24 protein-coding genes and 1 pseudogene are annotated in these 24116 nt (G+C 67.1%); 15 read left to right on the top strand and 10 right to left on the bottom strand.

All coding sequences use genetic code 11. The annotated features are described in order from the left end of the window. Positions 1-69 precede the first annotated feature (69 nt). The gene (locus ACDP63_RS07645; RefSeq protein ID WP_024844796.1) at positions 70-702 is read left to right on the top strand and encodes a LysE family translocator; all 633 of its coding nucleotides are present in this window, start codon (positions 70-72) and stop codon (positions 700-702) included. A gap of 6 nt (positions 703-708) precedes the next feature. Here the strand turns inward: ACDP63_RS07645 and ACDP63_RS07650 are convergent, their stop codons facing one another. Then, on the bottom strand, positions 709-1605 hold the full coding sequence (locus ACDP63_RS07650) for a LysR family transcriptional regulator (RefSeq protein WP_024844797.1): 897 nt from the start codon (positions 1603-1605) through the stop codon (positions 709-711). A gap of 118 nt (positions 1606-1723) precedes the next feature. Between ACDP63_RS07650 and xdhA the strand changes: the two genes are divergently transcribed. The 4 genes from xdhA to guaD are packed head-to-tail and all read left to right on the top strand — an operon-like array spanning position 1724 to position 7483. Continuing rightward, a complete protein-coding gene (gene xdhA, locus ACDP63_RS07655; RefSeq protein ID WP_409927886.1) occupies positions 1724-3169 on the top strand; it encodes a xanthine dehydrogenase small subunit in 1446 nt (481 codons plus the stop codon). Then, positions 3166-5478, top strand: coding sequence for a xanthine dehydrogenase molybdopterin binding subunit (gene xdhB / locus ACDP63_RS07660; RefSeq protein ID WP_024844799.1), 2313 nt, complete (start codon positions 3166-3168; stop codon positions 5476-5478). The genes xdhA and xdhB overlap by 4 nt, the downstream gene beginning before the upstream one ends. Then, entirely contained in the window at positions 5475-6218 is a 744-nt protein-coding gene (gene xdhC / locus ACDP63_RS07665; RefSeq protein ID WP_024844800.1) for a xanthine dehydrogenase accessory protein XdhC, read from the top strand. Before xdhB ends, xdhC begins: the two co-directional genes overlap by 4 nt. Next, the gene (gene guaD / locus ACDP63_RS07670; protein ID WP_024844801.1) at positions 6206-7483 is read left to right on the top strand and encodes a guanine deaminase; all 1278 of its coding nucleotides are present in this window, start codon (positions 6206-6208) and stop codon (positions 7481-7483) included. The genes xdhC and guaD overlap by 13 nt, the downstream gene beginning before the upstream one ends. A 98-nt stretch (positions 7484-7581) precedes the next feature. Here the strand turns inward: guaD and ACDP63_RS07675 are convergent, their stop codons facing one another. Next, the gene (locus ACDP63_RS07675) at positions 7582-8148 is read right to left on the bottom strand and encodes a hypothetical protein (RefSeq protein WP_147277941.1); all 567 of its coding nucleotides are present in this window, start codon (positions 8146-8148) and stop codon (positions 7582-7584) included. Between the two features lie 306 nt (positions 8149-8454). On the opposite strand from ACDP63_RS07675, the gene ACDP63_RS07680 reads away from it, so the two are divergent. Together ACDP63_RS07680 and ACDP63_RS07685 are read left to right on the top strand one after the other, a co-directional pair. Next, positions 8455-8691, top strand: a complete 237-nt coding sequence (locus tag ACDP63_RS07680; RefSeq protein WP_179921181.1) for an HAD family hydrolase — start codon at positions 8455-8457, stop codon at positions 8689-8691. Beyond that, on the top strand, positions 8688-8951 hold the full coding sequence (locus ACDP63_RS07685; protein ID WP_024845929.1) for a hypothetical protein: 264 nt from the start codon (positions 8688-8690) through the stop codon (positions 8949-8951). Before ACDP63_RS07680 ends, ACDP63_RS07685 begins: the two co-directional genes overlap by 4 nt. A 252-nt stretch (positions 8952-9203) precedes the next feature. Here the strand turns inward: ACDP63_RS07685 and ACDP63_RS07690 are convergent, their stop codons facing one another. After that, on the bottom strand, positions 9204-9893 hold the full coding sequence (locus ACDP63_RS07690) for a type 1 glutamine amidotransferase domain-containing protein (protein ID WP_024845928.1): 690 nt from the start codon (positions 9891-9893) through the stop codon (positions 9204-9206). An 11-nt stretch (positions 9894-9904) separates the two neighbouring features. Then, positions 9905-11182 (bottom strand): NADH:flavin oxidoreductase/NADH oxidase family protein, encoded by a 1278-nt coding sequence (locus ACDP63_RS07695; protein ID WP_024845927.1) that lies wholly within the window; start codon positions 11180-11182, stop codon positions 9905-9907. A gap of 74 nt (positions 11183-11256) precedes the next feature. Here ACDP63_RS07695 and ACDP63_RS07700 point away from each other — a divergent pair, with 74 nt between their 5' ends. From ACDP63_RS07700 to ACDP63_RS07715, 4 genes are all read left to right on the top strand, one after another. Beyond that, the gene (locus ACDP63_RS07700) at positions 11257-11616 is read left to right on the top strand and encodes a MerR family transcriptional regulator (RefSeq protein WP_024845926.1); all 360 of its coding nucleotides are present in this window, start codon (positions 11257-11259) and stop codon (positions 11614-11616) included. Positions 11617-11781: 165 nt separating this feature from the next. Further along, positions 11782-12687 carry an acetoacetate decarboxylase family protein gene (locus ACDP63_RS07705; RefSeq protein WP_024845925.1) on the top strand — a complete coding sequence of 302 codons (906 nt, stop codon included), beginning with the start codon at positions 11782-11784 and terminating at the stop codon, positions 12685-12687. Positions 12688-12712: 25 nt separating this feature from the next. Then, the gene (locus tag ACDP63_RS07710; RefSeq protein ID WP_024845924.1) at positions 12713-13549 is read left to right on the top strand and encodes an alpha/beta fold hydrolase; all 837 of its coding nucleotides are present in this window, start codon (positions 12713-12715) and stop codon (positions 13547-13549) included. Positions 13550-13601: 52 nt separating this feature from the next. Then, on the top strand, positions 13602-15008 hold the full coding sequence (locus ACDP63_RS07715; protein ID WP_036748430.1) for a coniferyl aldehyde dehydrogenase: 1407 nt from the start codon (positions 13602-13604) through the stop codon (positions 15006-15008). Positions 15009-15056: 48 nt separating this feature from the next. On the opposite strand, the gene ACDP63_RS07720 is transcribed toward ACDP63_RS07715, so the two are convergent. From ACDP63_RS07720 to ACDP63_RS07745, 6 genes are all read right to left on the bottom strand, one after another. Then, the gene (locus tag ACDP63_RS07720; protein ID WP_024845922.1) at positions 15057-16097 is read right to left on the bottom strand and encodes a 3-hydroxyacyl-CoA dehydrogenase family protein; all 1041 of its coding nucleotides are present in this window, start codon (positions 16095-16097) and stop codon (positions 15057-15059) included. Next, positions 16094-17281: a beta-ketothiolase BktB gene (bktB, locus tag ACDP63_RS07725; RefSeq protein WP_024845921.1), complete on the bottom strand. Its 1188-nt coding sequence runs from the start codon at positions 17279-17281 to the stop codon at positions 16094-16096. Before bktB ends, ACDP63_RS07720 begins: the two co-directional genes overlap by 4 nt. A 119-nt stretch (positions 17282-17400) precedes the next feature. Then, complete coding sequence (locus ACDP63_RS07730) at positions 17401-18171, bottom strand: FadR/GntR family transcriptional regulator (RefSeq protein ID WP_036748443.1); 771 nt, start codon at positions 18169-18171, stop codon at positions 17401-17403. A gap of 39 nt (positions 18172-18210) precedes the next feature. After that, on the bottom strand, positions 18211-19224 hold the full coding sequence (locus ACDP63_RS07735; RefSeq protein ID WP_024845919.1) for a phosphotransferase family protein: 1014 nt from the start codon (positions 19222-19224) through the stop codon (positions 18211-18213). Then, positions 19217-20434, bottom strand: a complete 1218-nt coding sequence (locus tag ACDP63_RS07740; RefSeq protein WP_028709955.1) for an acyl-CoA dehydrogenase family protein — start codon at positions 20432-20434, stop codon at positions 19217-19219. The genes ACDP63_RS07735 and ACDP63_RS07740 overlap by 8 nt, the downstream gene beginning before the upstream one ends. A 10-nt stretch (positions 20435-20444) precedes the next feature. Further along, positions 20445-21179, bottom strand: coding sequence for an SDR family NAD(P)-dependent oxidoreductase (locus ACDP63_RS07745; RefSeq protein WP_024845918.1), 735 nt, complete (start codon positions 21177-21179; stop codon positions 20445-20447). Between the two features lie 126 nt (positions 21180-21305). Between ACDP63_RS07745 and ACDP63_RS07750 the strand changes: the two genes are divergently transcribed. The 4 genes and pseudogenes from ACDP63_RS07750 to ACDP63_RS07765 all read left to right on the top strand — a co-directional run. Then, on the top strand, positions 21306-22001 hold the full coding sequence (locus ACDP63_RS07750) for a CoA transferase subunit A (RefSeq protein WP_024845917.1): 696 nt from the start codon (positions 21306-21308) through the stop codon (positions 21999-22001). 9 nt (positions 22002-22010) lie between these two features. Continuing rightward, positions 22011-22640, top strand: coding sequence for a CoA transferase subunit B (locus ACDP63_RS07755; protein ID WP_409927887.1), 630 nt, complete (start codon positions 22011-22013; stop codon positions 22638-22640). Between the two features lie 59 nt (positions 22641-22699). After that, complete coding sequence (locus ACDP63_RS07760; RefSeq protein ID WP_024846211.1) at positions 22700-23902, top strand: ABC transporter substrate-binding protein; 1203 nt, start codon at positions 22700-22702, stop codon at positions 23900-23902. Between the two features lie 60 nt (positions 23903-23962). Next, positions 23963-24116, top strand: a pseudogene (locus tag ACDP63_RS07765) (ABC transporter ATP-binding protein); the annotation flags it as partial.

Consider the following 24116-nt stretch of genomic DNA (forward strand, 5'->3'; position numbering starts at 1 on the left):
GGGGCGCTTGAGCCTGCCATACCGCCGCCCTATGCTCGGGGCGGCCTTGTCATGTCCAGGAGCGCCCCTTTGCCCGCCACCGTCCAGCTTCTGGCCTTTGCCGCCATCGCGCTTGGCATGGTGCTGACGCCGGGACCGAACATGGTCTATCTGGTCTCGCGCGCGATCTGCCAGGGCCCGCGGGCGGGCCTGATCTCGCTGGCCGGCGTGGCATCCGGCTTCGTCTTCTACATGCTTTGCGCGGCCTTCGGCATCACTGCTCTCGTGCTGGCCGTGCCCTATGCCTATGACGCGCTGCGCATCGCCGGCGCGGGCTATCTGCTGTGGTTGGCCTGGCAGGCGGTGCGGCCCGCGGGGCGCTCGGTCTTCCAGTTGCGCGACCTGCCGCCGGACAGCCCGCGCCGGCTGTTCGCCATGGGTTTCCTCACCAACCTGCTGAACCCCAAGATCGCCGTAATGTACCTGTCGCTGCTGCCGCAATTCATCCGGCCCGAGGCGGGCAGCGTGCTGACGCAATCGCTGGCGCTCGGCACGGTGCAGATTGCCGTCAGCGTCAGCGTGAATGCGCTGATCGCGCTGGCGGCGGGCCAGATCGCCGTCATTCTGGCCGGACGCCCGGCATGGCTGCTGGTCCAGCGCGGGCTGATGGGCACGGTGCTGGCCGGGCTGGCCCTGCGCATGCTCACCGAGGCCCGGCGCTGAACCCGCTCAGGCAAACACCCCCCGCACCTCCCGCGCGATGAAATCGGCAAACAGCCGCACCTTGGGATCCTGCAGGCGGCGATGCGGCGTCAGCACGCCGAATTGCGAAGGGATCGGCGGGTAATCCGGCAGCACCTCGACCAGCCGGCCCGAGGCCAGATGCTCGGCCACCTCGTATCGCGGGCGGTTGACGATGCCCCTGCCCCCCAGCGCCCAGTTGCTCAGCACGTCGCCGTCATCGGCGTCGAACTTGCCGTTCACCAGCATTTTCTGCGGCCCCTCGGGGGTTTGCAGCACCCAGTAATATTCCGGGCTCCTCGGATAGCGCAGCAACAGGCAGTTATGCGCGGTCAGATCCTCGGGGCGCTCGGGGCGGCCGTGCTGCTCCAGGTAGTCGGGGGTCGCCACCAGCGCGCGCCGGCATTCCGCGATCCGCCGCCATTTCAGCGCCGAATCCTGCGGCTCGCCCAGGAAGAAGGCCAGGTCGATGCCGTCGGCGATGATGTCGACGTTGCGGTCCGACAGCCGCAGCCGCACCTCGACGCCGGGATACTCGTCGCAGAATTTCGGCACCAGGGGCGCGATCAGCCGCCGCCCCAGCCCCAGGGGCGCCGTCACCCGCAAGGCGCCATGCGGCATGCCGGAAAAGCCCGAGACCACCGCCTCGGCCTCGTCCAGCGTCTCGATCACCCGCCGGGCATTGTCGTAGAAGGCCCGCCCCACCTCGGTCGGCACCAGCTTGCGCGTGGTGCGGTTCAGAAGCCGCACCCCATAGCGCGTCTCCAGATCCTTGATCCGGTTCGAGGCGACGGCCGGCGACATGCGCAGGTCGCGCCCGCCGGCAGTGATCGAGCCCAGTTCGACCACCCGGACGAAGACCCGCAGACTTTCAAGATATGGCATGGATTCAACCCGCCTCTTTCAAGGAATCGCTGAAAGTCTTATGCTCAATCCGAGATTTCGCAAAGAGCAATTCGCATCTAGGCTTTTCCCATACCCAGCCATCCCGAGCGAGGACCGAATGGGCCACGAATTGCGCTTTCTTCTGAACAATACCGAGATCCGCCTGACCGAGGCGGGCTCGCGCGACACGCTGCTGGACTTCCTGCGGCTGAACCGCCGCCTGACCGGCACCAAGGAGGGCTGCGCCGAAGGCGATTGCGGCGCCTGCACGGTGCTGGTCGGACGGCTGCATGAAGGCCGGCTGCATTACGAGCCGATCAACGCCTGCATCCGCTTCCTGGCCTCGTGCCACGGCTGCCATATCGTCACCGTCGAGCATCTGCGCGGCGCCGATGGCGGGCTGCACCCGGTCCAGGCCGCCATGGTCGAGCATCACGGCAGCCAATGCGGTTTCTGCACGCCGGGCTTCGTCATGGCGCTTTACGGGCTATGGATGCAGAACCCGCGCCCCGACATGCTGGCGATCGAGACCGCGCTGCAAGGCAATCTCTGCCGCTGCACCGGCTACGAGCCGATCGTGAAGGCCGCCTTCGCCGCCAGCGAGGCCGGCGGGCAGCACATGGACGCGCTGACCGTCGAGCGCGACCGCGTCGCCGCCGCCCTGCAAGCCATCCCGGCCGAGCGGGTCGAGGTCTCGCGCGGCGAGGACCGCGCCATCCTGCCGGCCGATGCCGCCGACCTGGCGCAGGTGCTGGCCGAGAACCCCAAGGCCACCATCGTCGCGGGCGCCACCGACGTGGGCCTGTGGGTGACGAAATTCCTGCGCGACATCTCTCCGGCCGTGTTCATCGGCCATCTGGCCGACCTCAAGCGGATCGAGATCGCCGAGGACCGGGTCACCATCGGCGCCGGCGTGACCTATACCGAGTTCGAGCCCTTCCTGCGCCAGCATTTCCCCGAGGCGGAGGATTACTGGCTGCGCATCGGCGGCTGGCAGGTCAGGAACGCCGGCACCATCGGCGGCAATGTCGCCAACGGCTCGCCCATCGGCGAGACGCCGCCCCTGCTGATCGCGCTGGGGGCCACGCTGCGGCTGCGCAGCGCCGAGGGGACGCGGGAATTGCCCATCGAGGATTACTTCATCGAATACGGCAAGCAGGACCGCCGCCCCGGCGAATTCGTCGAGGCGATCACCGTGCCGCTGAAGGGCGAGGCGAAGATCGCCGCCTACAAGGTCAGCAAGCGCCATCACGCCGACATCACCGCCTCGGCCGCCGCCTTCCGGGTGGAAACCGACGGCGCCACGATCATCGACGCCCGCGTCGCCTTCGGCGGCATGGCCGCGACGCCGAAACGCGCCACCCAGGCCGAGGCGGCGCTGAAGGGCCAGCCCTTTACCGCCGAGACCTTCGAGGCCGCCGCGCGCGCGGTCGCGGGCGACTTCCAGCCGCTCAGCGATTGGCGGGCCAGCAAGGAATATCGCCAGCAACTCGCCGCCAACTTCTTCCGCCGCTTCTGGCTTGAACAGCAGGGCGCAGACCACCGCCTGAGGAGGGTCGAATGAAACAGGACGTTTTCGTCAAGGGCGCCGCCCATACCCCCATCATCCACGACTCGGCCGTGAAACATGTCACCGGCCAGGCCGATTACACCGACGACCTGCTGGAGCCGGTCGGCACGCTGCACGCCTATCTGGGCCTTTCCACCGTCGCGCATGGCCGCATCGTCTCGATGGATCTCGACGCGGTGCGCAAGGCCCCCGGCGTGCATCTGGTGCTGACCGCCGCGGACATTCCCGGCCATAATGACATCTCGCCCACCGGGCTGCACGACGAGCCGCTGCTGGCCGAGGACGAGGTGCAGTTCCATGGCCAGCCGATCTTCGCCGTGGTGGCCGAGACCCGCGACCAGGCCCGCCGCGCCTGCCAGCTGGCCCGCGTGGAATACGAGGAACTGCCCTTCGCCATCGACGCCATTTCGGCCCGCGACGCCGGGCTGGGCTATGTGACCAAGCCGCTGAAGCTCAAGCGCGGCGACATGGCCGAAATGGAGCGCGCGCCCCGCCGCATGTCCGGCCGGCTGACGGTCGGGGGGCAGGAGCATTTCTACCTGGAAAGCCAGATCGCCTTCTCGATCCCCGGCGAAGACGACGAGGTCACGGTCAACGTCTCGACCCAGCATCCCAGCGAGGTGCAGCACATGGTCGCCCATGTGCTGGGCGTGCCCTCGAACGCCGTGGTGGTGAACGTGCGCCGCATGGGCGGCGGCTTCGGCGGCAAGGAATCGCAGATGAACCCCTTCGCCTGCATCTCGGCGCTGGCGGCCAAGAAGCTCAAGCGCGCCGTCAAGCTGCGCCCCGACCGCGACGACGATTTCTCGATCACCGGCAAGCGCCACGATTTCGTCATCGACTACGAGGTGGGTTATGACGAGACCGGCAAGATCCACGCCGTCGACGCCGATTTCTACGCCCGCTGCGGCTTTTCCTCGGACCTCTCCGGGCCGGTGACCGACCGGGCGCTGTTCCATGCCGACAACGCCTATTACTACCCGGCGGTCGAGCTGCGCAGCCATCCGATGAAGACCAACACCTGCTCGAACACCGCCTTCCGCGGCTTCGGCGGCCCGCAAGGGGTGGTCATGGCCGAGCGCATCGTCGAGGACATCGCCTATCAGCTCGGCCGCGACCCGCTGGAGATCCGCAAGCTGAACCTCTACCAGAACGGCCAGCTCACCCCCTATCACCAGGAGGTCGAGGACCAGATCCTGCCGCGCATCTTCGAGGAGCTGGAGGCCAGCAGCGACTATCACGCCCGCCGCCAGGCGGTGCTGGATTTCAACGCCCGCGCCCAGGAACAGGGCGGCGCGATCCGCAAGGGCATCGCCCTGACCCCGGTCAAGTTCGGCATCAGCTTCACCGCGACCTGGTACAACCAGGCCGGCGCGCTGATCCACATCTATTCCGACGGCTCGATCCACCTGAACCACGGCGGCACCGAGATGGGCCAGGGCCTGAACACCAAGGTCGCACAGGTGGTGGCCGAGGCGCTGGGGGTCAGCATCGACCGCATCAGGATCACCAAGACCACGACCGAGAAGGTGCCGAACACCTCGGCGACCGCGGCCTCGTCGGGCTCGGACCTGAACGGCATGGCGGCGCTGGACGCCTGCCGCCAGCTGATCGAGCGGCTGACCGCCTTCGCCTCCGAGGCCAAGGGCGTGCCGCCCGAACTGGTCAGCATCGGCGAGACGGTGCAGATCGGCCAGGAGGAGATGCCCTTCGAGGACTTCATCAAGACCGCCTATCTGGCGCGGATCCAGCTGTCGGCGGCGGGCTTCTACAAGACCCCCAAGATCCACTGGAACCGCGACACCGGGCAGGGCCGGCCGTTCTATTACTTCGCCTATGGCGCCGCCTGTTCCGAGGTCTCGGTCGACACGCTGACCGGCGAATACGTGATCGAGCGCGCCGACGTGCTGCACGACGTGGGCCGCAGCCTGAATCCCGCGCTCGACAAGGGCCAGGTCGAGGGCGCCTTCGTGCAGGGTACCGGCTGGCTGACCAGCGAGGAACTGTGGTGGGACCAGAAGGGCCGGCTGCGCACCCACGCGCCCTCGACCTACAAGATCCCTCTGGCCTCGGACCGGCCCAAGGTCTTCAACGTCGCGTTGGCCGACTGGTCGGTGAACCGCGAGGCGACGATCAAGCGGTCGAAGGCGGTGGGCGAGCCGCCCTTCATGCTGGGCATCTCGGTCTTCCAGGCGCTGAACATGGCGGTGGCCTCGTTCAACGGCTACCGCGAAAACCCGCGCATCGACGCCCCGGCCACCCCCGAGCGCGTGCTGATGGCCATCGAGCGGCTGCGGCCATGATCCGGGTCGAGATCACCCGCACGCGCGGCTCCTCGCCGCGCGAGAAAGGGGCGGCGATGTTCGTCACCCCCGGCACGGTGCGGGGCACCATCGGCGGCGGCCAGCTGGAATACATGGCCATCGACCGCGCCCGGCAGATGCTGGCGCGCGGCGAGGCTGCCGCCCGCATGGACGTGCCGCTGGGCCCCGAGATCGGCCAGTGCTGCGGCGGAAGGGTCGAGCTTGCCCTGACCCGCGTCGCCGAAGCCCCGGCCGGCCCCGAACATCCGCAGGTGCTGATCTTCGGCGCCGGCCATGTCGGCCGGGCGCTCGCCAGGGCCCTGGCGCTCCTGCCGCTGCGCCCGGTCCTGATCGACCAGCGCGCAAGCGAACTGGCGCAAGCGACGGGCGAGACCCGCCTCACCCCCCTGCCCGAGGCCGAGATCCGCAAGGCCCCCTTCGGCACCAGCTACATCATCGTCACCCATGACCACGCGCTGGACTTCCTGCTGGCGGCCGAGGCGCTGCGCCGGATGGACGCACCCTATATCGGCATGATCGGCAGCCGGACGAAACTGGTGCAGTTCCGCCGCTTCGCCCGCGCCCAGGGGCTCGATACCGACCGGCTGACCTGTCCGATCGGCGCCGGCTGGTCGCGCGACAAGCGCCCCGAGGTCATCGCCGCCTTCACCGCCGCCGAAATCATCGGCCGCCTGACCGAAACCGTTTCACCGTTTGAAAAATACCCATGCGACAGCTGATCCGGGGGCGCACGCTCTCCTTCCACGCCGACCCCGCCGAGACCGAGAACGCCTTCACCTATCACGAGGACGGCGCCGTCATCACCGAGAACGGCAAGATCGCGGCCATCGGCGACTATGCCAGCCTGCGCGACCCCGCCCTGCCGGAGATCGACCACCGACCGTACCTGATCCTGCCCGGCTTCATCGACACCCATATCCATTTCCCGCAGGTGCAGGTGATCGCCAGCTGGGGGGCGCAGCTGCTCGACTGGCTCAACACCTATACCTTCCCCGAGGAATCGCGTTTCGCCCAGCAGGGCCATGCGCCGCTGATGGCCGAGAAGTTCCTCGACCTGCTGCTTTCGCACGGCACCACCACCGCCGTCGCCTTCTGCTCGGTGCATCCGCAATCGGCCGAGGCGCTGTTCTCGGCCGCCGAGGCGCGGGGCATGGCGATGGTCGCCGGCAAGGTGATGATGGACCGCAACGCCCCCGAGGCGGTTCTGGACACCCCGCAACAGGGCTATGACGACAGCAAGCGGCTGATCGAAACATGGCACGGCCGCGGCCGCCAGCACTATGCCATCACCCCGCGCTTCGCCATCACCTCGACGCCCGAGCAGATGGAGATGACCGGGCAGCTGGTGCGCGAACATCCCGATTGCCATATCCAGACGCATCTGTCCGAGAACAGGGACGAGATCGCCTTCACCCTCAGCCTCTATCCGCAGGCGCGCGACTATCTCGACATTTACGAGACCTATGGGTTGCTTTCGGATAAGCTGCTGCTCGGCCATTCCATCCACCTGGAACCGCGCGAGATCGCCCGCATGGCCGAGACCGGCTCGCGCGCGGTATTCTGCCCGACCTCGAACCTGTTCCTGGGCTCGGGCCTTTTCGACGAGGCGGGCCTGCGCGCTGCGGGCGTGGTCAGCGGCATCGCCACCGATGTCGGCGGCGGCACCAGCTACTCGATGCTGCAGACCCTGAACGAGGGCTACAAGATCCTGCAGTTGCGCGGCCAGAAGCTGCATCCCTATGCCGCCTTCCACTGGGTGACGCGCGGCAATGCCCTGGCGCTCGGCATAGCCGACCGCATCGGCACGCTCGACCCCGGCAGCGATGCCGACCTGGTGGTGCTCGACAGCCGCGCCACGCCCGCGATGGCGCTGCGCATGGACCGGGCCGAGACCCTGGCCGAGGAGTTGTTCATCCTGCAGATACTCGGCGACGACCGCGCCATCGCCCAGACCTATGTTGCCGGGAAACCGATGCTCGGGTGAGGTGGGGACTGGTTGCTGCAAAAGAAAGGATAAGCGTGCGCAAGCGAAAGCAATAGCGTGCGCAAACCCGTCAAGCGGAATTTCTCCGGCAGCGCGGTTTACGCCAGCAGATCGGCGACGTGGCTGCGATCGTAGATACGCGCGCTGCCGCCCGCCGGGACAATTCCGCGCGCATCAAGGCGCTGCCGGAGGCTGTCCCAATCCATGCGCGCCTTGCCCCCCAGTGTGCGAAAACTGATGAAACGGTCGTGAAACGCCTGCCGATCGGTCGCCGTCAACCGCAACTGATCGCCGCCACGCGGCCCCCGGATCCGACGAAAGGGCAAGCCCATCCGCCGGATGGGCGTCGCCAGTTCGGCAGTGCGCAACCCTTCAGAGCTGGCGAAGACAGCCAGGGAAACCGCCTCGCCCTCCTGTCCGACATGGCCGAGATTGACCAGAACCGAGACAAATCCGGATCGTTGCAGATACTTCCCCACCCGAGAGAGCCGGCCATCCCGGATTCGTTCGATCACCTCGGGAACCGTCAGCTGCAACCTTGATGCGGCCTCCGCTAGGCTGCACCAGTCGTGCATCGCGACATAGACCGGCACCGCGCCGACAAGCAGATCATCAATCAACCGCTGCGTCGCCAGCGGATCCCAGCGACCGTGGGGACTGGTCATCCTGATCGTGAAGCAGGCAATCGAGCAGGCCTTGACCCGCGAGTCCGGGCATCTGAGGGTCGAACATTTCGTCGAGGCCTGGGTGCACAGGACCGGCATCACCCCAGCAGCTTCGCCGTTTCTCCACCGGCAATACGCCGCAACCTTTCCGCGTGATCGCATTTTCTGGTCACACAAGGATGCGTGAGGCGGTAGCCGCCTTGAGCGACCGCAAGACGAACCCGCCGTCGCCAGGATTGTTCAGCGGGTGAGGGCTGCACCTTCTCGGCCTTGGGGTGCGCCTTTGGTCGTTGCCTGGCATGGAAGGTGGGTGCGGTAAAACCCGAGAGGCGTTTTTTCGGATTCGTCTGCGAACGCCTGGGCATCAAACCAGCGGCGGTCATGATGGTGGGTGACAGCGCGACATCCGACATCCACGGCCCGCGGGCTGCGGGTCTGCAAGCCATCAGGATCTGTCGCGACGACAGCTTGCGCCAATCGGAGGACATCGCCAATCTTGAAGAGCTGATTTCGGCCTTTGCAGGCGACGGAGGCAGATCATGACGCAGTCGGACCACTCGGATGACCCATGCAACAGGCGCAAGCCGGCGGGCAAGCGGCAAGGCAAGCCGGGAGATGAGGCCCCCTTTGTCGAGCGAATGCGCCGGAAAGCCCTATCCCGTGCGCAAGACGAAGCGGATATGGCCAGCGGGCGCATCAGCAGGCAGCAGATGCAGCAGATCAACAGTGCCGGCCTTGGGCGCATCCTGCGCAATGCACGCATTGGCAGGCGTGGCCGCTCCGACGGGGACAAGAGGATGTGATTGGTCTTCGCGCCAGATGGAAGATGGCGCGACCGATGAGTTCCCTTGGCGTTCCTCTATGGGCGTGGAACTGGCCGGATCGTCCTCTCGATGTCGCAGAGGCAATTGCGGCGGTGCTTTACGAAGTTTCTGGAACAATCTTCCGGCCACCCAGCAAAACGGCAAGGCAATGGCCTTTCTGTTTTCCAATGACCTGCTCCATCGCGACCTATGGACTGACCTCGGGCCCGCGCAGGATCATCCCGACCGCCGTCACGCCTTCAGCATCTTGACGACTTGACGTGCCGTGGCCTTGGCCGAAGCCGGGTTCTGTCCGGTCACCAGCCTGCCATCGGTCACGACATGGGGCACAAAGGGCAGCAGCGCCTTGCCATAGCGCGCGCCGCGCCGCTTCATCTCGGCCTCGGCATTGTAGGGCATGTGCTTCGCCACGCCAGCAAGGCTCTCCTCGGTCCAGGAAAAGCCGGTCAGGCGGCGGTCCTCGACCAGCAGACGGCCATCGGCCAGCCGGGTATTCAGCAGCCCGCAATAGCCGTGGCAGACTGCCGAGACGATCGCGCCACGCTCCCATATCCGCCGCGTGATGTCCTGCAAGCCGGCGCTGCCGGGGAAGTCCCACATCACGCCATGGCCACCGGTGAAATAGATCGCATCATAGGCGTCGGCGTCGACCTCCTCCGGCGCGGCCGTCCGCTCCAGCAGCGCCATGCGCGCCGGATCGTTCAGCCAGGCCCGGGCCGAGGCGTCGAGCAGCGGCCATTTCAGCGCCCGCGGCTCCAGCGGAGAAACCCCGCCGGCCGGGCTGACAATGTCCTGCCGATAGCCCTGGGCTGCGAACGCGTCCCAGGCATGGCTCAACTCCGACAGCCAGAGCCCGGTCTTGCGACCTGGATCGTCATAGTGACCGCGGTTGGTCACGACATGCAAAATGCGCTTGTGCATGCCCGATCCTCTCATGCGGCAGAGCGGCGTTGCAACCAGCTGCGATAGCGGCGGCTGCGGCGCGCCATGCGCAGCCGGTCGCGGACCAGCACCCAAGGCGCCCAGGCCTGCGGGCGCGGGCTGCGGCCGGCACCGAGGCGGCGCAGTTGCAGCTTGGTCAGCGCCATGGTGGCCAGGCCCGAAAGTGCGCGGTTCTTCCAGCGCACCATCGGCACATCGACCGCGGCCTCGCCCGCCTGCCAGCGGTTCGGCAGGTCCGGGGCATAGGCCAGCGCCTGCGCGAGGCCGACCATGGCCACGCCGGCGCGGTCGCCCTCGGGTGCCAGCGCGGCCTCGGCGGTGGCGCGGCGGCGGATGCCGCCCGTCACCATCACCGGCATGCGCGCCTCGGCCACGATGTCGCGGGCGAAATCGACGAAATAGGCCTCGCGGGCCAAGGTGCTTTGGCGGGTGCTGGCCTGTTGCGGCCGGCCGTGCATGGCCGGGCTTTCATAGCTGCCGCCCGAAAGCTCGACCAGATCCACGGGCAATTCGTTCAGCATGCGCACCACCGCCACCGCGTCCTGCGCCTCAAACCCGCCCTTCTGGAAATCCGAGGAGTTCAGCTTGACGCCGACGCCAAAGCCCGGCGCCACGCGGGCGCGGATGGCGCGGATGATCTCGACCAGGATGCGGGCGCGGTTTTCCAGCGACCCGCCCCAGCGATCCTCGCGCCGGTTGGTCAGGGGCGACAGGAACTGGCTCAGCAGATAGCCATGCGCGGCATGGACCTGCACGCCGTCGAACCCGGCCTGCTCGGCCAGCGCGGCGGTGTCGGCAAAGCGGCGGATCACCTCGGCGATCTCGGCCTCAGTCATGGCGCGGGGCCGGGCAAAGAGATGCGCATAGCCCTCGATCGCCATGGGCACGGCCGAGGGCGCGATGGCCTGCGGGTTGGTCGCGGCATAGACTTGGCGGCCGGGATGGTTGATCTGCATCCACAGCCGCGCACCATTCGCGCGCCCGGCCTGCGCCCATGCGCGGAACGGCTGCAGCGGCTGGCTGGCGTCCAGGATCACCCCGGCCGGCCCGGTCACCGCATCGGGGGCGACCATGACATTGCCGGTCAGCAAGAGCCCTGCCCCGCCCTCGGCCCAGCGGCGATAGAGCCGGTGCAATTCCGCACCCGGCAGGTGGCCGGCATCGGCCATGTTTTCCTCCATCGCCGCCTTGGCGATGCGGTTCTTGACGATCTGGCCGCCGGGCAATTGAAGCGGCTGGAACAGCGGGGTTTCGGGGGTAGCGGTCATGCGGCATGATCCTTTTGCATCGTGACGCAAGGCGATATAAGCTTTAAACCTAAGTTCAAGGTCAAGAGGCGGGAATGAAAATCGGCGAGATTGCCAAGGCAGCGGGCGTGACCACCTCGCGCATCCGGTTTTACGAGAAGCGCGGCATCATCGCCCCGGCCGTCCGCGGCGAGAACGGCTATCGCGATTACCCCGAGGAACTGGTCGCCATCCTGCGCTTCATCGAGCAGGCCCAGTCCCTGGGCTTTTCGCTGAAGGAAATCGCCGGCGTCGAGATCGCCGAGGGCGAGCATCCGATTTCCTGCGACGAGGCGATCCAGCTTCTGTCCGAAAAGCTGACCACCGTCGATGCGATCATCGCCGAAGCCAAACTGCGCAAGAGCCGCATCAAGGCCCTGATCAGCGAATTGCAGCAGCGAAGGGCGCAAGGATAAGCGTCGAAACCGCGCGCCTGCCCGACGGGTTGAGCCCGCGAACCTGCCCCGGACCATTCCCGCTTGACCTTGAACCTAGGTTCAAGGGCTACAGTCATTCCGGCAAATGGGAATCAGGCACCTGTCGCGTGACGGGCCGCCCTGGAATGACGGAAGGACGCGAGAATGACGCAAGAGACGGTCGAGGTCGAATTCGCCGGCCACAAGCTGCAGGTTCCGGCGGGCGGCTATTACGACCGCTTCCGCTCGAATCCCGATCTGGACGCGGTGGCGCGCGATCCGGCGGCGGGCAATATCGACTTCTTCCGCCGCATCCCCAAGGTGCAGTTGCAGACCCGGCTCGGCCCGGCATGGAGCCCGAATTTCTATTACCGCGCCAGCACGGTGCAACTGTTGTTCCTGGCGCCGCTGACCAAGCTCGCCGCGCTGCTGCCGCCGCCGCTGGAGCCGCTGCATGTCCTGCCGCGGCACGGGCTGGTGGCACTGACCTATTTTTCCTACCAGGTCTGCGACAACGATCCCTATAACGAGGTGTCGATCGCAGCGATCCTGCGCCGCCCCGGCTCGCGCCGGCCCGGACCGCTGGAACTGCTGCAATCCATCCGCCGCCGCACCTTCCACGCCCATGTCCTGGCGCTGCCCGTCGATACCGAGATCGCGCGGCTGCGCGGCGTGATGGGCTATCAGCTGCCGAAATGGCTGGCGAAGATCGACCTGAACCTCGACGGCGCGGTCTCGGCCAGCATCCAGTCGCCGGACGGCAGCACCGACCTGGCCGTCCGCGCGCCGCTGCCCCGGCTGCGGCAGGTGCCGTCGCAATCGCGGATCGGCACCAATATCTCGGTCGGGCTGCTGGACGGGGCCTGGCACCAGACCCTGGTGCAGTCGAACCCGACGGAACTGGCCGAGGTGACCATGCCGAAGGGTGTCACCGTCACCCGCGGCGGCGGCACCATGAGCCGGCTTCTGGACGGGCTGGGCGCGGGCCGGATCATCCGGCTGGACGTGGTCCGCGACAGCCAGATGGCGCTGCACCTGCCGCGCCCGATCTCCATCCCCGACCGGGGCTGAACCCCCAAGCAAAGGAGAAACGACCATGAGCTTCGTCACCACCAAGGACGGCGTCGAGATCTATTACAAGGACTGGGGCCCGAAGGACGCCCAGCCGATCCACTTCCACCACGGCTGGCCGCTCAGCGCCGACGACTGGGACAACCAGATGCTGTTCTTCCTGGCCCAGGGCTATCGCGTCGTCGCGCATGACCGGCGCGGGCATGGCCGCTCGGCCCAGGTCGGCGAGGGCCATGACATGGACCATTACGCCGCCGACGCCTCGGCCGTGGCCGAGCATCTGGACCTGAGGAACGCCATCCATATCGGCCATTCCACCGGCGGCGGCCAGGTCGCGCGCTATGTCGCGCAATATGGCCAGCCGCAGGGCCGCGTGGCCAAGGCGGTGCTGGTCAGCGCGGTGCCGCCGCTGATGGTCAGGACGCCCGACAATCCCGAAGGCACGCCGATCGAGGTTTTCGACGGGTTCCGCGCCGCACTGGCCGCCAACCGGGCGCAATTCTTCCTCGATGTGCCTTCGGGTCCGTTCTACGGCTACAACCGGCCGGGCGCCGAACCCTCGCAGGGCGTGATCGAAAACTGGTGGCGCCAGGGCATGATGGGCAGCGCCAAGGCGCATTACGAAGGCATCAGGGCCTTCTCGGAAACCGACCAGACCGAGGATCTGAAGGCGATCACCGTGCCCACGCTGGTGATGCAGGGCGACGACGATCAGGTCGTGCCCTACAAGGCAGCGGCAATCATGCAGGACAAGCTTTTGCCAAACAGCCAGTTGATCATCTATCCCGGATTCTCGCACGGGATGCTGACGGTGAATGCCGATGTGGTCAACGCCGACATCCTGAAGTTCATCAGGTCCTGATACCCTGCGCGCCGGGCCGGTCCCGGCGCGCCCCTGCCAGACGGAAAAGACGATGCCAGATCCCGAGATGACCGCCGTGCTGGAACGCCAGCGCCAAGCCTTCCTGACCGAGGGCGCGCCCGACATCGGCATGCGCCGGGACAGGCTGGCCCGGCTGCGCAAGGCGACGCTGGCGCATCGCCGCGACCTGGCCCGCGCCATCAGCGCGGATTTCAGCCACCGCTCGGCGCATGAAAGCGACCTTCTCGAACTGATGGTGGTCGTTCAGGCCATCGACTATCTGCAAAAGAACCTGCGCCGCTTCATGCGGCCACAAAAACGGCACGTCGCCCCGACCTATCGCGCCGGCCGCGCCTGGGTCGAATACCAGCCCAAGGGCATCATCGGCATCATGGCGCCCTGGAACTACCCGGTCTCGCTGGTGCTGATCCCGCTGGCCACGGCGCTGGCGGCCGGCAACCGCGCCATGCTGAAGCCCTCGGAACTGACACAGCGCACCAGCGCGCTGCTGCGCGACATGCTGGCCGAAGCCTTTCCCGAGGACGAGGTCGCGGTGATCCTCGGCGGCCCCGAGGTGGGGGCCGCCTTCAGCCGCCTGCCCTTCGACCATCTGCTGTTTACCGGCAGCACGCCGGTCGGGCGCAAGGTCATGCAGGCGGCGTCCGAAAACCTGGTGCCGCTGACGCTGGAACTGGGCGGGAAAAGCCCCGCCATCATCGCGCCCGGCCAGGTCAATCGCCGCACCATGGAGGGGCTGACCTTCGGCAAGCTGTCGAACGGCGGCCAGACCTGCGTAGCGCCGGATTACGCGCTGGTGCATCGCGACGACCTCGACGCCTTCCGCGCTGCTTATGAGGAAACGGTCAGGCGCTTCTATCCCGCAGGGCCGACCAGTCCCGACTATACCGCGATCATCAACGACCGGCATTTCGCGCGCCTGAACGGCTTGCTGGAGGATGCCAAGACAAAGGGCGCCGAGATCATCCCCGTCGGCCACCGCCCCGACAGCGCCGCGAGCCGCCCCCAGACCATTGCGCCCACGCTGGTGCTGAATGCCGGCGACGATTGCGCGGTCATGCAGGACGAGATCTTCGGCCCCATCCTGCCGGTGCGGAGCTACGAGACCATGGACGAGGTCATCGCTTTCGTGAACGCCCGCCCCCGGCCGCTGGCGCTGTATTACTTCGGCCCCCGCGATGCGGAGTGCGGGAAGCTGCTGGCCCAGACCACCTCGGGCAATGTCTGCATCAATGCGACGATGATGCATGTGGCGCAGGACGACCTGCCCTTTGGCGGCATCGGCCCCAGCGGCATGGGCGCCTATCACGGCCCCGAGGGTTTCCGCGCCATGAGCCATGCCAAGGGCATCTATGCACAGGGCCGCTGGAACCCGGCAAGGCTGCTGCACGCGCCCTTCGGCAGGTTCGCAAAGCTCGCCGCCCGCCTGAACCTGCGTTAAATGGTGCGGGGGAAGGCAGCCGTGCCTTCCCCCGTTGTTGCGCCAGTTTCACGACGCTGCACCCATGGCCTCCAGCCGTTGCCTGTCATCGGGCGAAAGCGCCCCCAGCAGCGTGATCGGCGTGCGCTGGAAGCGCAGCGCCTCGCGCGCGCCGCGATCCAGATCCTCGGGCGCGACCGCGCCTTCTGCCAGAACCTCGGCCGCCGGGCGGCACAGCGCCATGGTCAGGCGCCGGGCGACCTCCGCCCGCGCGGCATCGGGCAAGGCGGGCGGATCACCGTCGATCAGCCAATCCGCGCCCTCGCCTCCGGTCCGCAGCAAGCCCTGCGCCGGGCGATAGAAGGCGCCCAGCCGTTCCAGCCCCTGCATCGCCCGCAGCATGATGACCGGCTTGGTCAGGTTCATCACCCGGAACGGCCCCGCCGGCACCCCGAAACTGGCGCAGGCCACGGCGTCGATCTGGCCCGGCGTGGCAATGCCCTCGTCCAGCAGCCGCACCGCCTCGTTGCAATAGGGGCAGAAGAAGCGGTTCAAGGCAAAGCCGGGGCTGTCCTTGCAGGGCAAGGGCGACTTGCCCGTCCGCGCCAGGAAATCCAGCGCGCGCTGGCGGATCGCCGCGCGGGTCTCGGGCGTCGAGATCACCTCGACCGTAGGGCAGATCTCGGCCGGGCTGAAGTAATGCAGGCCCAGCAGCCGCCCGGGATCGTCCAGCGCCCGGGCGATGTCAGCGACCTGCAGGCAGGAGGTATTGGTGGCGATCACCGCATCCGGCCGCAGCACATCCTGCACCCGAGACAGCAGCTCGTGCTTGACCGCCAGATCCTCGAACACCGCCTCGATCAGCAACTCGCTGCCCGACACCGCGCCGAGGTCGGTCGAAACCGCCAGGCAGGCGCGGGCCGCATCGGCCCCTGCCGCCTCCATGCGGCCCTTTTTGACCTCGCGCGCCAGATGACGGTCGATGCGGTCGCGCAGCCGGTCCAGAGCGGCCTGGGTGGTATCGACGACCGTGGTCGGGATGCCGGCCTTCAGGCTGGTGATGGCGATGCCGCCGCCCATGGTGCCGGCGCCGATGATCGAGAGCCTCATGCCGCGCCCCCCAGGGCCTCGACGATCACGGCGATGCCCTGGCCGCCGCCGATGCACATGGTCGCAAGACCGTAGCGGCCGCCGGTCCGGTTCAGTTCGTAGATCAGCTTGGTCAGGATAATCGCGCCCGAGGCGCCGATGGGATGGCCAAGCGCCACCGCACCGCCATTGGGATTGACCCGCGCCGGATCAAAGCCAAGCGCATCGCTGACGGCGCAAGCCTGCGCGGCAAAGGCCTCGTTGCTTTCGATCACGTCGAGATCCTGCACGCCCAGCCCGGCCCGTTCCAAGGCCTGCCGCGAGGCCGGGATCGGACCCAGCCCCATCACATCGGGCGCGACCCCGCCCAACCCATAGGCGACGATCCGGGCCAGCGGACGCACCCCGGCCGCGCCGGCTGCCGCCTCGTTCATCAGCACCAGCGCCGCCGCGCCATCGTTGAGACCGCTGGCATTACCCGCCGTCACGCTGCCCTCCTTGCTGAAGGCCGGGTGCAATTTGGCCAGGTCGTCCAGCGTCACGCCCGGCCGCACATGCTCGTCGCGGTCGAAGATCACCTCCTTGCGGCCCTGCCTGACGGTGATCGGCAGGATCTGGTCGCGGAAATGCCCGGCCTCGATGGCGGCGGCGGCGCGGCGATGCGATTCCAGCGCAAAGGCGTCCTGCGCGGCGCGGTCGATGCCGCAACGCGCGGCGACATTCTCGGCGGTCACGCCCATGTGGACCCCGCCGAAAGGGTCGGTCAGCGCGCCGACCATCATGTCCACGGCCCGGACATCGCCCATCTTCTGGCCGGCGCGGGCAGACAGCAGGTGGCCGGCGCGGCTCATGCTTTCGGCACCACCGGCCAGGGCCACACCGGCATTGCCCAGCATGATCTGCTCGGCCGCCGTCACCACCGCCTGCAGGCCCGAGCCGCAGAGCCGGTTCAGCGTCAGCGCCGGCGCGGTTTCCGGCACGCCCGCGCGCATGGCGGCGACGCGGCTCAGATACATGTCCTCGGGCGCGGTGTGGATCACGTTGCCGAAAACGGTCTGCTGCACGGCATCGGGCGCAAGACCCGCGCGGGAAATCGCCTCGGCCGCGACAAGCGCGCCCAGTTCGCAGGGCGGGATCGCGGCCAGCGCGCGCCCGAAATCGCCGATGGCGGTGCGCACGGCACTGGCGATCACGACATTGGTCATGGTTCATCCTTTCCAGACATGGCCGGGCCTGCCACGGGCGGGCATGGCGCGGCGAATGGCTTCGCCGCCGCGGCGGCAAAGGGTTCAGCTTGGATCGAGGATGCGGCCCGGCCCGGCGCTCAGCCGAAATGGTCCTGCGTACGCGGGTCGATGGGGATCGGGGCGCGCAGGTCATAGCCCGCGACCTCGTATCCGCGCCGGAAATCCTCGATATGGCGGGCCATCCAGCGCCGGGCTTCGGCGCTGTCGCCCTTTTCGATCTCGGCCAGGATGGCGCGATGCGCCTCGAGCAGCCGGTGACGGGCCTGCGGCACCGTCTCGTAGAGGTCGATCGTGGCCGAGAACAGCAGCACCCGGATCGGCTCGCTGACCAGCGACAGCGCCGCATTCGACGACGCCTGCGCGACAAGCCGGTGGAACTCGATATCGTTCGAGGTCACCTTCTCGTCATCGTCCAGATGCTCGGCCAGCCGGGCCACGTTCTCGCGCAGCGCCTCCAAAAGCTCCGGCTCGATCCGCTCGGCCGCGACCGAGGCCGCAAAGGGCTCGACCTGCAATTGCAGCTCCCACAGGTCGAGGAAACTGACATGCATCAGCCCCAGCGCGCGGGTGTTGACCCAGGCGATCTTGCTGGCCTGCGGCACCCGCACGATCAGGCGCTTGGCCCCGCCGCGTTCGATCAGGTCGGCGTTTTCCAGCGCCCGGATCCCTTCGCGCACGGTCGAGCGGTTGACGCCCAATTGCGCGGCCAGTTCGGTCTCGGTCGGCAGCGTGTCTCCGGTCTTCAGGCGGCCGGACATGATCGCCTCTTCGATGGCCTTGGCGACCCGCTTGTAGGTCGGATCGGTATCGACCTGGATCAGGGCGGCTTCCGAGGGTGAACGGGCCATCTGCGGCATCTCCGGCTGTCATGCGGTTCTGGGCGTGTGTCAGTCGTCATAGCACGGCTTTCCCAGAACCTGCCATGCACGCAGTGCAAAGCGATGCGCAAGAGGCCCATAGCGCGCCGCATCGGGGTCCGAGGCCGTGCCGGCCGCCGCCCGGTCGGCGATTCCGACGAAGATCACCGCGAAACGGAACAGCGCGAAGGCCAGGTGGAACGGCGTCGGCTCGGGCACCGCCGGCAGGAAAGATCGGTAATGCGCGACGAATTCCGCCTCGGTCGGGATGCCCTCGCTTTCAGCGCCCAGGATGCCGCCATATTCCTGCGGATCGGTGTGCCAGGGCATGCAGCAAAAGCCGAGATCGGCCAGCGGATGGCCCAGCGTGGACAACTCCCAGTCGAGGACGGCTACGACACGCGGTTCGGTCGGGTGAAACAGCATGTTGCCCAGCCGGAAATCGCCATGCGCCAGCGAGACGAGGCCGTCATCGGGCGGGATCATCCCTTCAAGCGTCTCGGTCAGCGCCAGCAGCGCCTGGTCCTTGTTCGGCGAATCGCGCAGCTGTCCGCCCCAGCGCCGCATCTGGCGGGCGAAGTAATTGCCGGGGCGGCCGAAATCGCCCAGGCCCACGGCATCGGGGCGGACGGCATGCATCCGCGCCAGCGTCTCGGCCATGGACAGATACATCGCCCGGCGCTCCTTGGGGGGGCGATCCGGCAGGGAGCAGTCGGAAAACACCCGGCCGTCGACGAACTCCATCAGGTAGAAGGGCGTGCCCAGCACATCCGGGTCGTCATGGAACAGCACCACCGGCGGCACGGGTACGTCGGTCTGTCCCAGCGCGGCCATGACGCGATATTCGCGGTCGATGGCATGAGCGCCGCGCAGGATCTCTCCGTTCGGCTGCTTGCGCAGCACCATCCTGCGACCGCCCCATTCGACCACATAGGTCGGGTTGGACTGCCCGCCCGAGATGCGGTCGAGCACCAGCCGGCCGGGGCCGAAGCGATCAGCAAGGAAGCCCTCCAGCCGGGTAATGTCGAAATCGGCATCAAGCATTGGCGGCCTCCGCCACGTCCCAGCGCCAGAAATCGCGGCCTTCGCCGGCCAGGGCGCGGTTCAGGATCATCCGGTGTACCTCGTCCGCGCCATCGACCAGCCGCGCCTGCCGGGCGTAGCGATAGATCCACTCGGCCACCGTATCCTTGGAATAGCCGCGCGCGCCGTTGATCTGGATCGCCGTGTCGGCCGCGCGATGCAGCAGGTTCGCCACATGCACCTTGGCCATCGAGACCTCTTTCTGCGCGAAACCGCCCCGGTCCAGCTCCCAAGCCGCCTTCATCACCAGCAGCCGCCCGACCTCGATATCGGCGCAGAGCGTGCCCAGCATGATCTGCACGCTTTCGCGGTCGGCAAGGCGGATGCCGAAGCCCTCGCGCCGCTCGGCATAATCGGTCGCGATCTCGACGCAGCGTTTCGCCAGGCCCAGCCAGCGCATGCAATGGGTCAGCCGCGCAACGCCCAGCCGGGTCTGCACGACCTTGAGGCCGCGCCCCTCGCCCAGCACCACGTTGCGCGCCGGGATGCGCAGCCCGTCGAAGACCAGTTCGCAATGGCCGCCATGTTCCTCGGGGCCCATGATCGGGATGCGGCGGGTGATCTGCCAGCCGGGATCGTCGCGGTGGAACAGGAAACAGGTATGGCCGCGCCGCGCGTCGTCCGAGGTGCGGGCCAGCAGCAGGAAATGCTCGGCCTCGCCCGCGCCGGTGATGAACCACTTGTGGCCGTGGACGACATAGTCGTCGCCGTCGCGCATGGCGCGGGTCTGCATCATGCCGGGATCCGAGCCGCCGCCCGGCGCCGGCTCGGTCATGGCGAAGGCCGAACGCACCTTGCCCTCGACGACGGGACGCAGCCACCAGTCCTGCTGCTCGGGCGTGCCAAGCGCGGCCATCACCATCATGTTGCCGTCGTCCGGCGCCGCCGAGTTGAACACCACCGGCCCGAAGATCGAGCGGTTCATCTCTTCGTAGCAGACCGCCATGCCGACCCGGCCGATGCCCCTGCCGCCAAGCGTTTCCGGCAATTGCAGGCACCACAGCCCCCTGTCGCGCGCCTTGGCCCGCAGCCGTCGCAGCGGCTCGACGGCGATATTCTCATGCGCGTCATAAGTCGCCGGATCGGCCTCCAGCGGCAGGATCTCGTCGGCGACGAAATCGGCGATCTCGCGGCGCAGGGCCTCGATCTGGGGGGAAATGGAAAAATCCATGCTCATCTCCTTAAAGGCTTGAAACCAGATGGCCGCCATCGACCGCCAGCACCGCGCCGGTCAGGTAGGTTGCGCGGTCGGAACATAGCAGCCGCAGCGGCTCGTCCAGATCGGCAAGCTGGCCCAGGCGGCGCTGCGGAATGCGCCGGATCAGCGCCTTCCCGGCCTCGGTGGCGAAGAAGGCGCTGTTCAACGGCGTCTCGATATAGCCGGGGCACAGCGCGTTGACGCGAATGCCATGGCGGGCCCATTCCAGCGCCAGCGCGCGCGTCAGCTGCACCACCGCCGCCTTGGATGCGGCATAGGCCGCGACATTGCCGGCGACCCGCAACCCCAGGATCGAGGCCACATTGACGATGGCCCCGCCCGTTCCCTGCATCCGCCGTGCCGCCGCCTGGGCGGACAGGAACACGCCTTTCAGGTTGGTGTCGACGACGCGGTCGAAGCCATCGGCCGTGGTCGTCAGCGCCGGCTCGTTATTGCTGATGCCAGCATTGTTCACCAGCACGTCGATGCGACCCTCGATGCCGGCGAAGCCCGCCGTAACCGAATCGGGATCGGTGACATCCACCACGGCATAGTCCGCCTGCCCCCCCGCGGCGCGGATCTCTGCCGCGATCCGCTCCAGCCTGTCGCCACTGCGTGCGACCATCACCACGCGATGGCCTTCGGCGGCCAGCCTGCGGGCAAAATGCTCGCCCAGGCCACTGGAGGCCCCCGTCACCACGAAACAGCGCTGCGTCATTCCTTCCTCCTCGCCCTATCTGCAACAGAACGCTTGACGGTTGTTGCGTTGTCCGACAATGTGATTGTCATCACGACAAGTCAAGCGGTTTGCAGAGAAGCGCCGCAGACAAGCGGAGGAGGGAGAATGGGAAAGGTTTTCGACACGCCGGACCAAGCACTTGCCGGGATCCTGCGGGACGGGATGCTGATCGCGGCCGGGGGATTCGGCCTCTGCGGCATTCCCGAATTGCTGATCGAGGCGATTCGCAAATCCGGCATCCGCGATCTGACATTCGCGTCCAACAATTGCGGCGTGGACGATTTCGGGCTGGGGCTGCTGCTGGAGACGCGCCAGATCCGCAAGATGATCTCGTCCTATGTCGGCGAGAACGGCGAGTTCATGCGTCAATATCTTGCGGGCGAGCTGGAGGTCGAGTTCAACCCGCAGGGCACGCTGGCCGAGCGCATGCGCGCCGGCGGCGCCGGAATCCCCGGATTCTATACCAAGACCGGCGTCGGCACGGTGATCGCCGAGGGCAAGGAGCACAAGGACTTCGGCGACCAGACCTATATCCTGGAACAGGCCATTGTCGCCGACCTGTCGATCGTGAAGGCGTGGAAGGCCGATCCGACCGGTAATCTCGTCTTTCGCAAGACGGCGCGCAACTTCAATCCGCCGGCGGCGAAATGCGGCCGCATCTGCATCGCCGAGGTCGAGGAGATCGTGCCGGCGGGCGCCCTTGATCCCGACCACATCCACCTGCCCGGCATCTATGTGCACCGGATCATCCAGGGGCAGCACGAAAAACGCATCGAACAGCGCATATTGCGCGCAGCGTAAGGGACAGCCATGGCCTGGGATCGCGATGAGATGGCGCGCCGCGCCGCCGCCGAGCTGCAAGACGGCATGTATGTCAACCTTGGCATCGGCATTCCCACGCGGGTGTCGAACTTCATCCCCGAGGGGGTGACGATCACCTTCCACTCCGAAAACGGCATGCTGGGCGCCGGCCCCTATCCGACCGAGGATCAGGTGGATGCCGACCTGATCAATGCCGGCAAGCAGACCGTCACCGCCCTGCCGCACGCGGCCTTCTTCGACAGTGCCAAAAGCTTCGCCATGATCCGGGGCGGCAAGATCGCCGCCGCCATCCTGGGCGCGATGCAGGTGTCGGAAACCGGCGATCTGGCGAACTGGATGGTGCCCGGCAAGCTGGTCAAGGGCATGGGCGGCGCGATGGACCTGGTCGCGGGCGTCGGCCGGGTGATCGTGGTCATGGACCACACCAGCAAGGCCGGCGAAAGCAAGCTCTTGCGCCAATGCAGCCTGCCGCTGACCGGCAAGGGCGTGGTGGACCGCATCATCACCGGCCTTGGCGTCTTCGACGTGGTGCCGGGCGGGCTGCGCCTGATCGAACTGGCCGACGGTGTGACGCTGGATCAGGTCCGCGCCGCCACCGAAGCCACCATCGTCAACTGAAAATCACCCGCAGCGACCAAGAGGACACTGTCCTGCGGGCATAATGGGGAGGAAATACCATGATAAAACTGCTGACCCTTCTGGCGGCGACCAGCGCGCTGTCCGCGCCGGCGCTGGCCGGGGAGATCTCGGACGGGGTGGTCAAGATCGGCATCCTGAACGACCAGTCCGGCGTCTATGCCGACACGACCGGCCGCACCTCGGTCGAGGCGGCCCGCGTCGCCGTCGAGGAATTCGGCGGAACGGTGCTGGGCAAGCCCATCGAGGTCGTTTTTGCCGATCACCAGAACAAGACCGACATCGCCTCGAACATCGCCCGGCAATGGTATGACACCGAGCAGGTCGATGCGATCATGGATCTGAACAATTCGGCGGTCGCCCTTGCCGTCCAGGGCCTGTCGAAGGACATGAAGAAGATCACCATCACCACGGGCTCGGCCACGACCGATCTGACCGGAAAAGCTTGCACCCCCTATGGCTTCCATTGGGTCTATGACACCAACATGCTGTCGAACGTGACTGGTGGCGCGTTGGTCAAGGAGGGCGGCGACAACTGGTATTTCCTGACTGCCGACTACGCTTTCGGCCACAATCTGGAAGCCAGCGGCCGCGCCGTGGTCGAAGCCGCAGGTGGCCAGGTCCTCGGCTCGGTCCGTCATCCGCTGTCCACGCCCGATTTCTCGTCCTTCCTGCTGCAGGCGCAGTCCTCAGGGGCCAAGGTGATCGGCCTGGCCAGTGCCGGTCTCGACGCGCAAAGCGCCATCAAGCAAGCGGCCGAATTCGGCATCACCCAGAGCGGGCAGAGGCTTGCGGCCCTGCTGGTCACCCTGTCCGAAGTGCGCGGCTTGGGCGCCGAATCGGCGCAGGGACTGTATCTGGCGGAATCCTATTACTGGGATCGCGACGACACCTCGCGAGAACTGGGCGAACGGATCAAGGCCAAGGCCGGGGTCTATCCCAACATGATCCATGCCGGCACCTATTCGGCGGTGCTGCAATATCTCAAGGCCATCGAGGCGGCGGGCACCGACGATGCCGATGCGGTCGCGGCCAAGCTGCACGAGATGCCGGTCAATGACTCCTTTGCATCGAATGGCGTGGTCTGGCCGAATGGCCGCATGGTCTCGGATGTCTATCTGCTCGAAGTCAAGGCGCCGGGCGACATGAAGGGCGATTCCGATTTCTACAACGTGCTGGCGACGGTTCCGGGCGATCAGGCCTATCTGGACCCGGCCAAGAGCGGCTGCCCGCTGGTGAAGTGAACGCTGCCCGCCGGGCCACGCCAGCGGCTCGGCGGGTTCTTCAGAACAGCGGAGAACATGATGAAAACAGACAGTCACGCATTGCACCGACAGGGTGAGACCGTCCTGATGGCCCGCGGCCTTGGGCGGGATTTCGCGGGTTTCACGGCGGTGAACGATGTCGACCTGGACGTGGCGCATGCGCGCATCCATGCGCTGATCGGGCCCAATGGCG

It is taken from the genome of Paracoccus sp. P2, from assembly GCF_046335115.1.
GTDB classification, from domain to species: domain Bacteria; phylum Pseudomonadota; class Alphaproteobacteria; order Rhodobacterales; family Rhodobacteraceae; genus Paracoccus; species Paracoccus pantotrophus.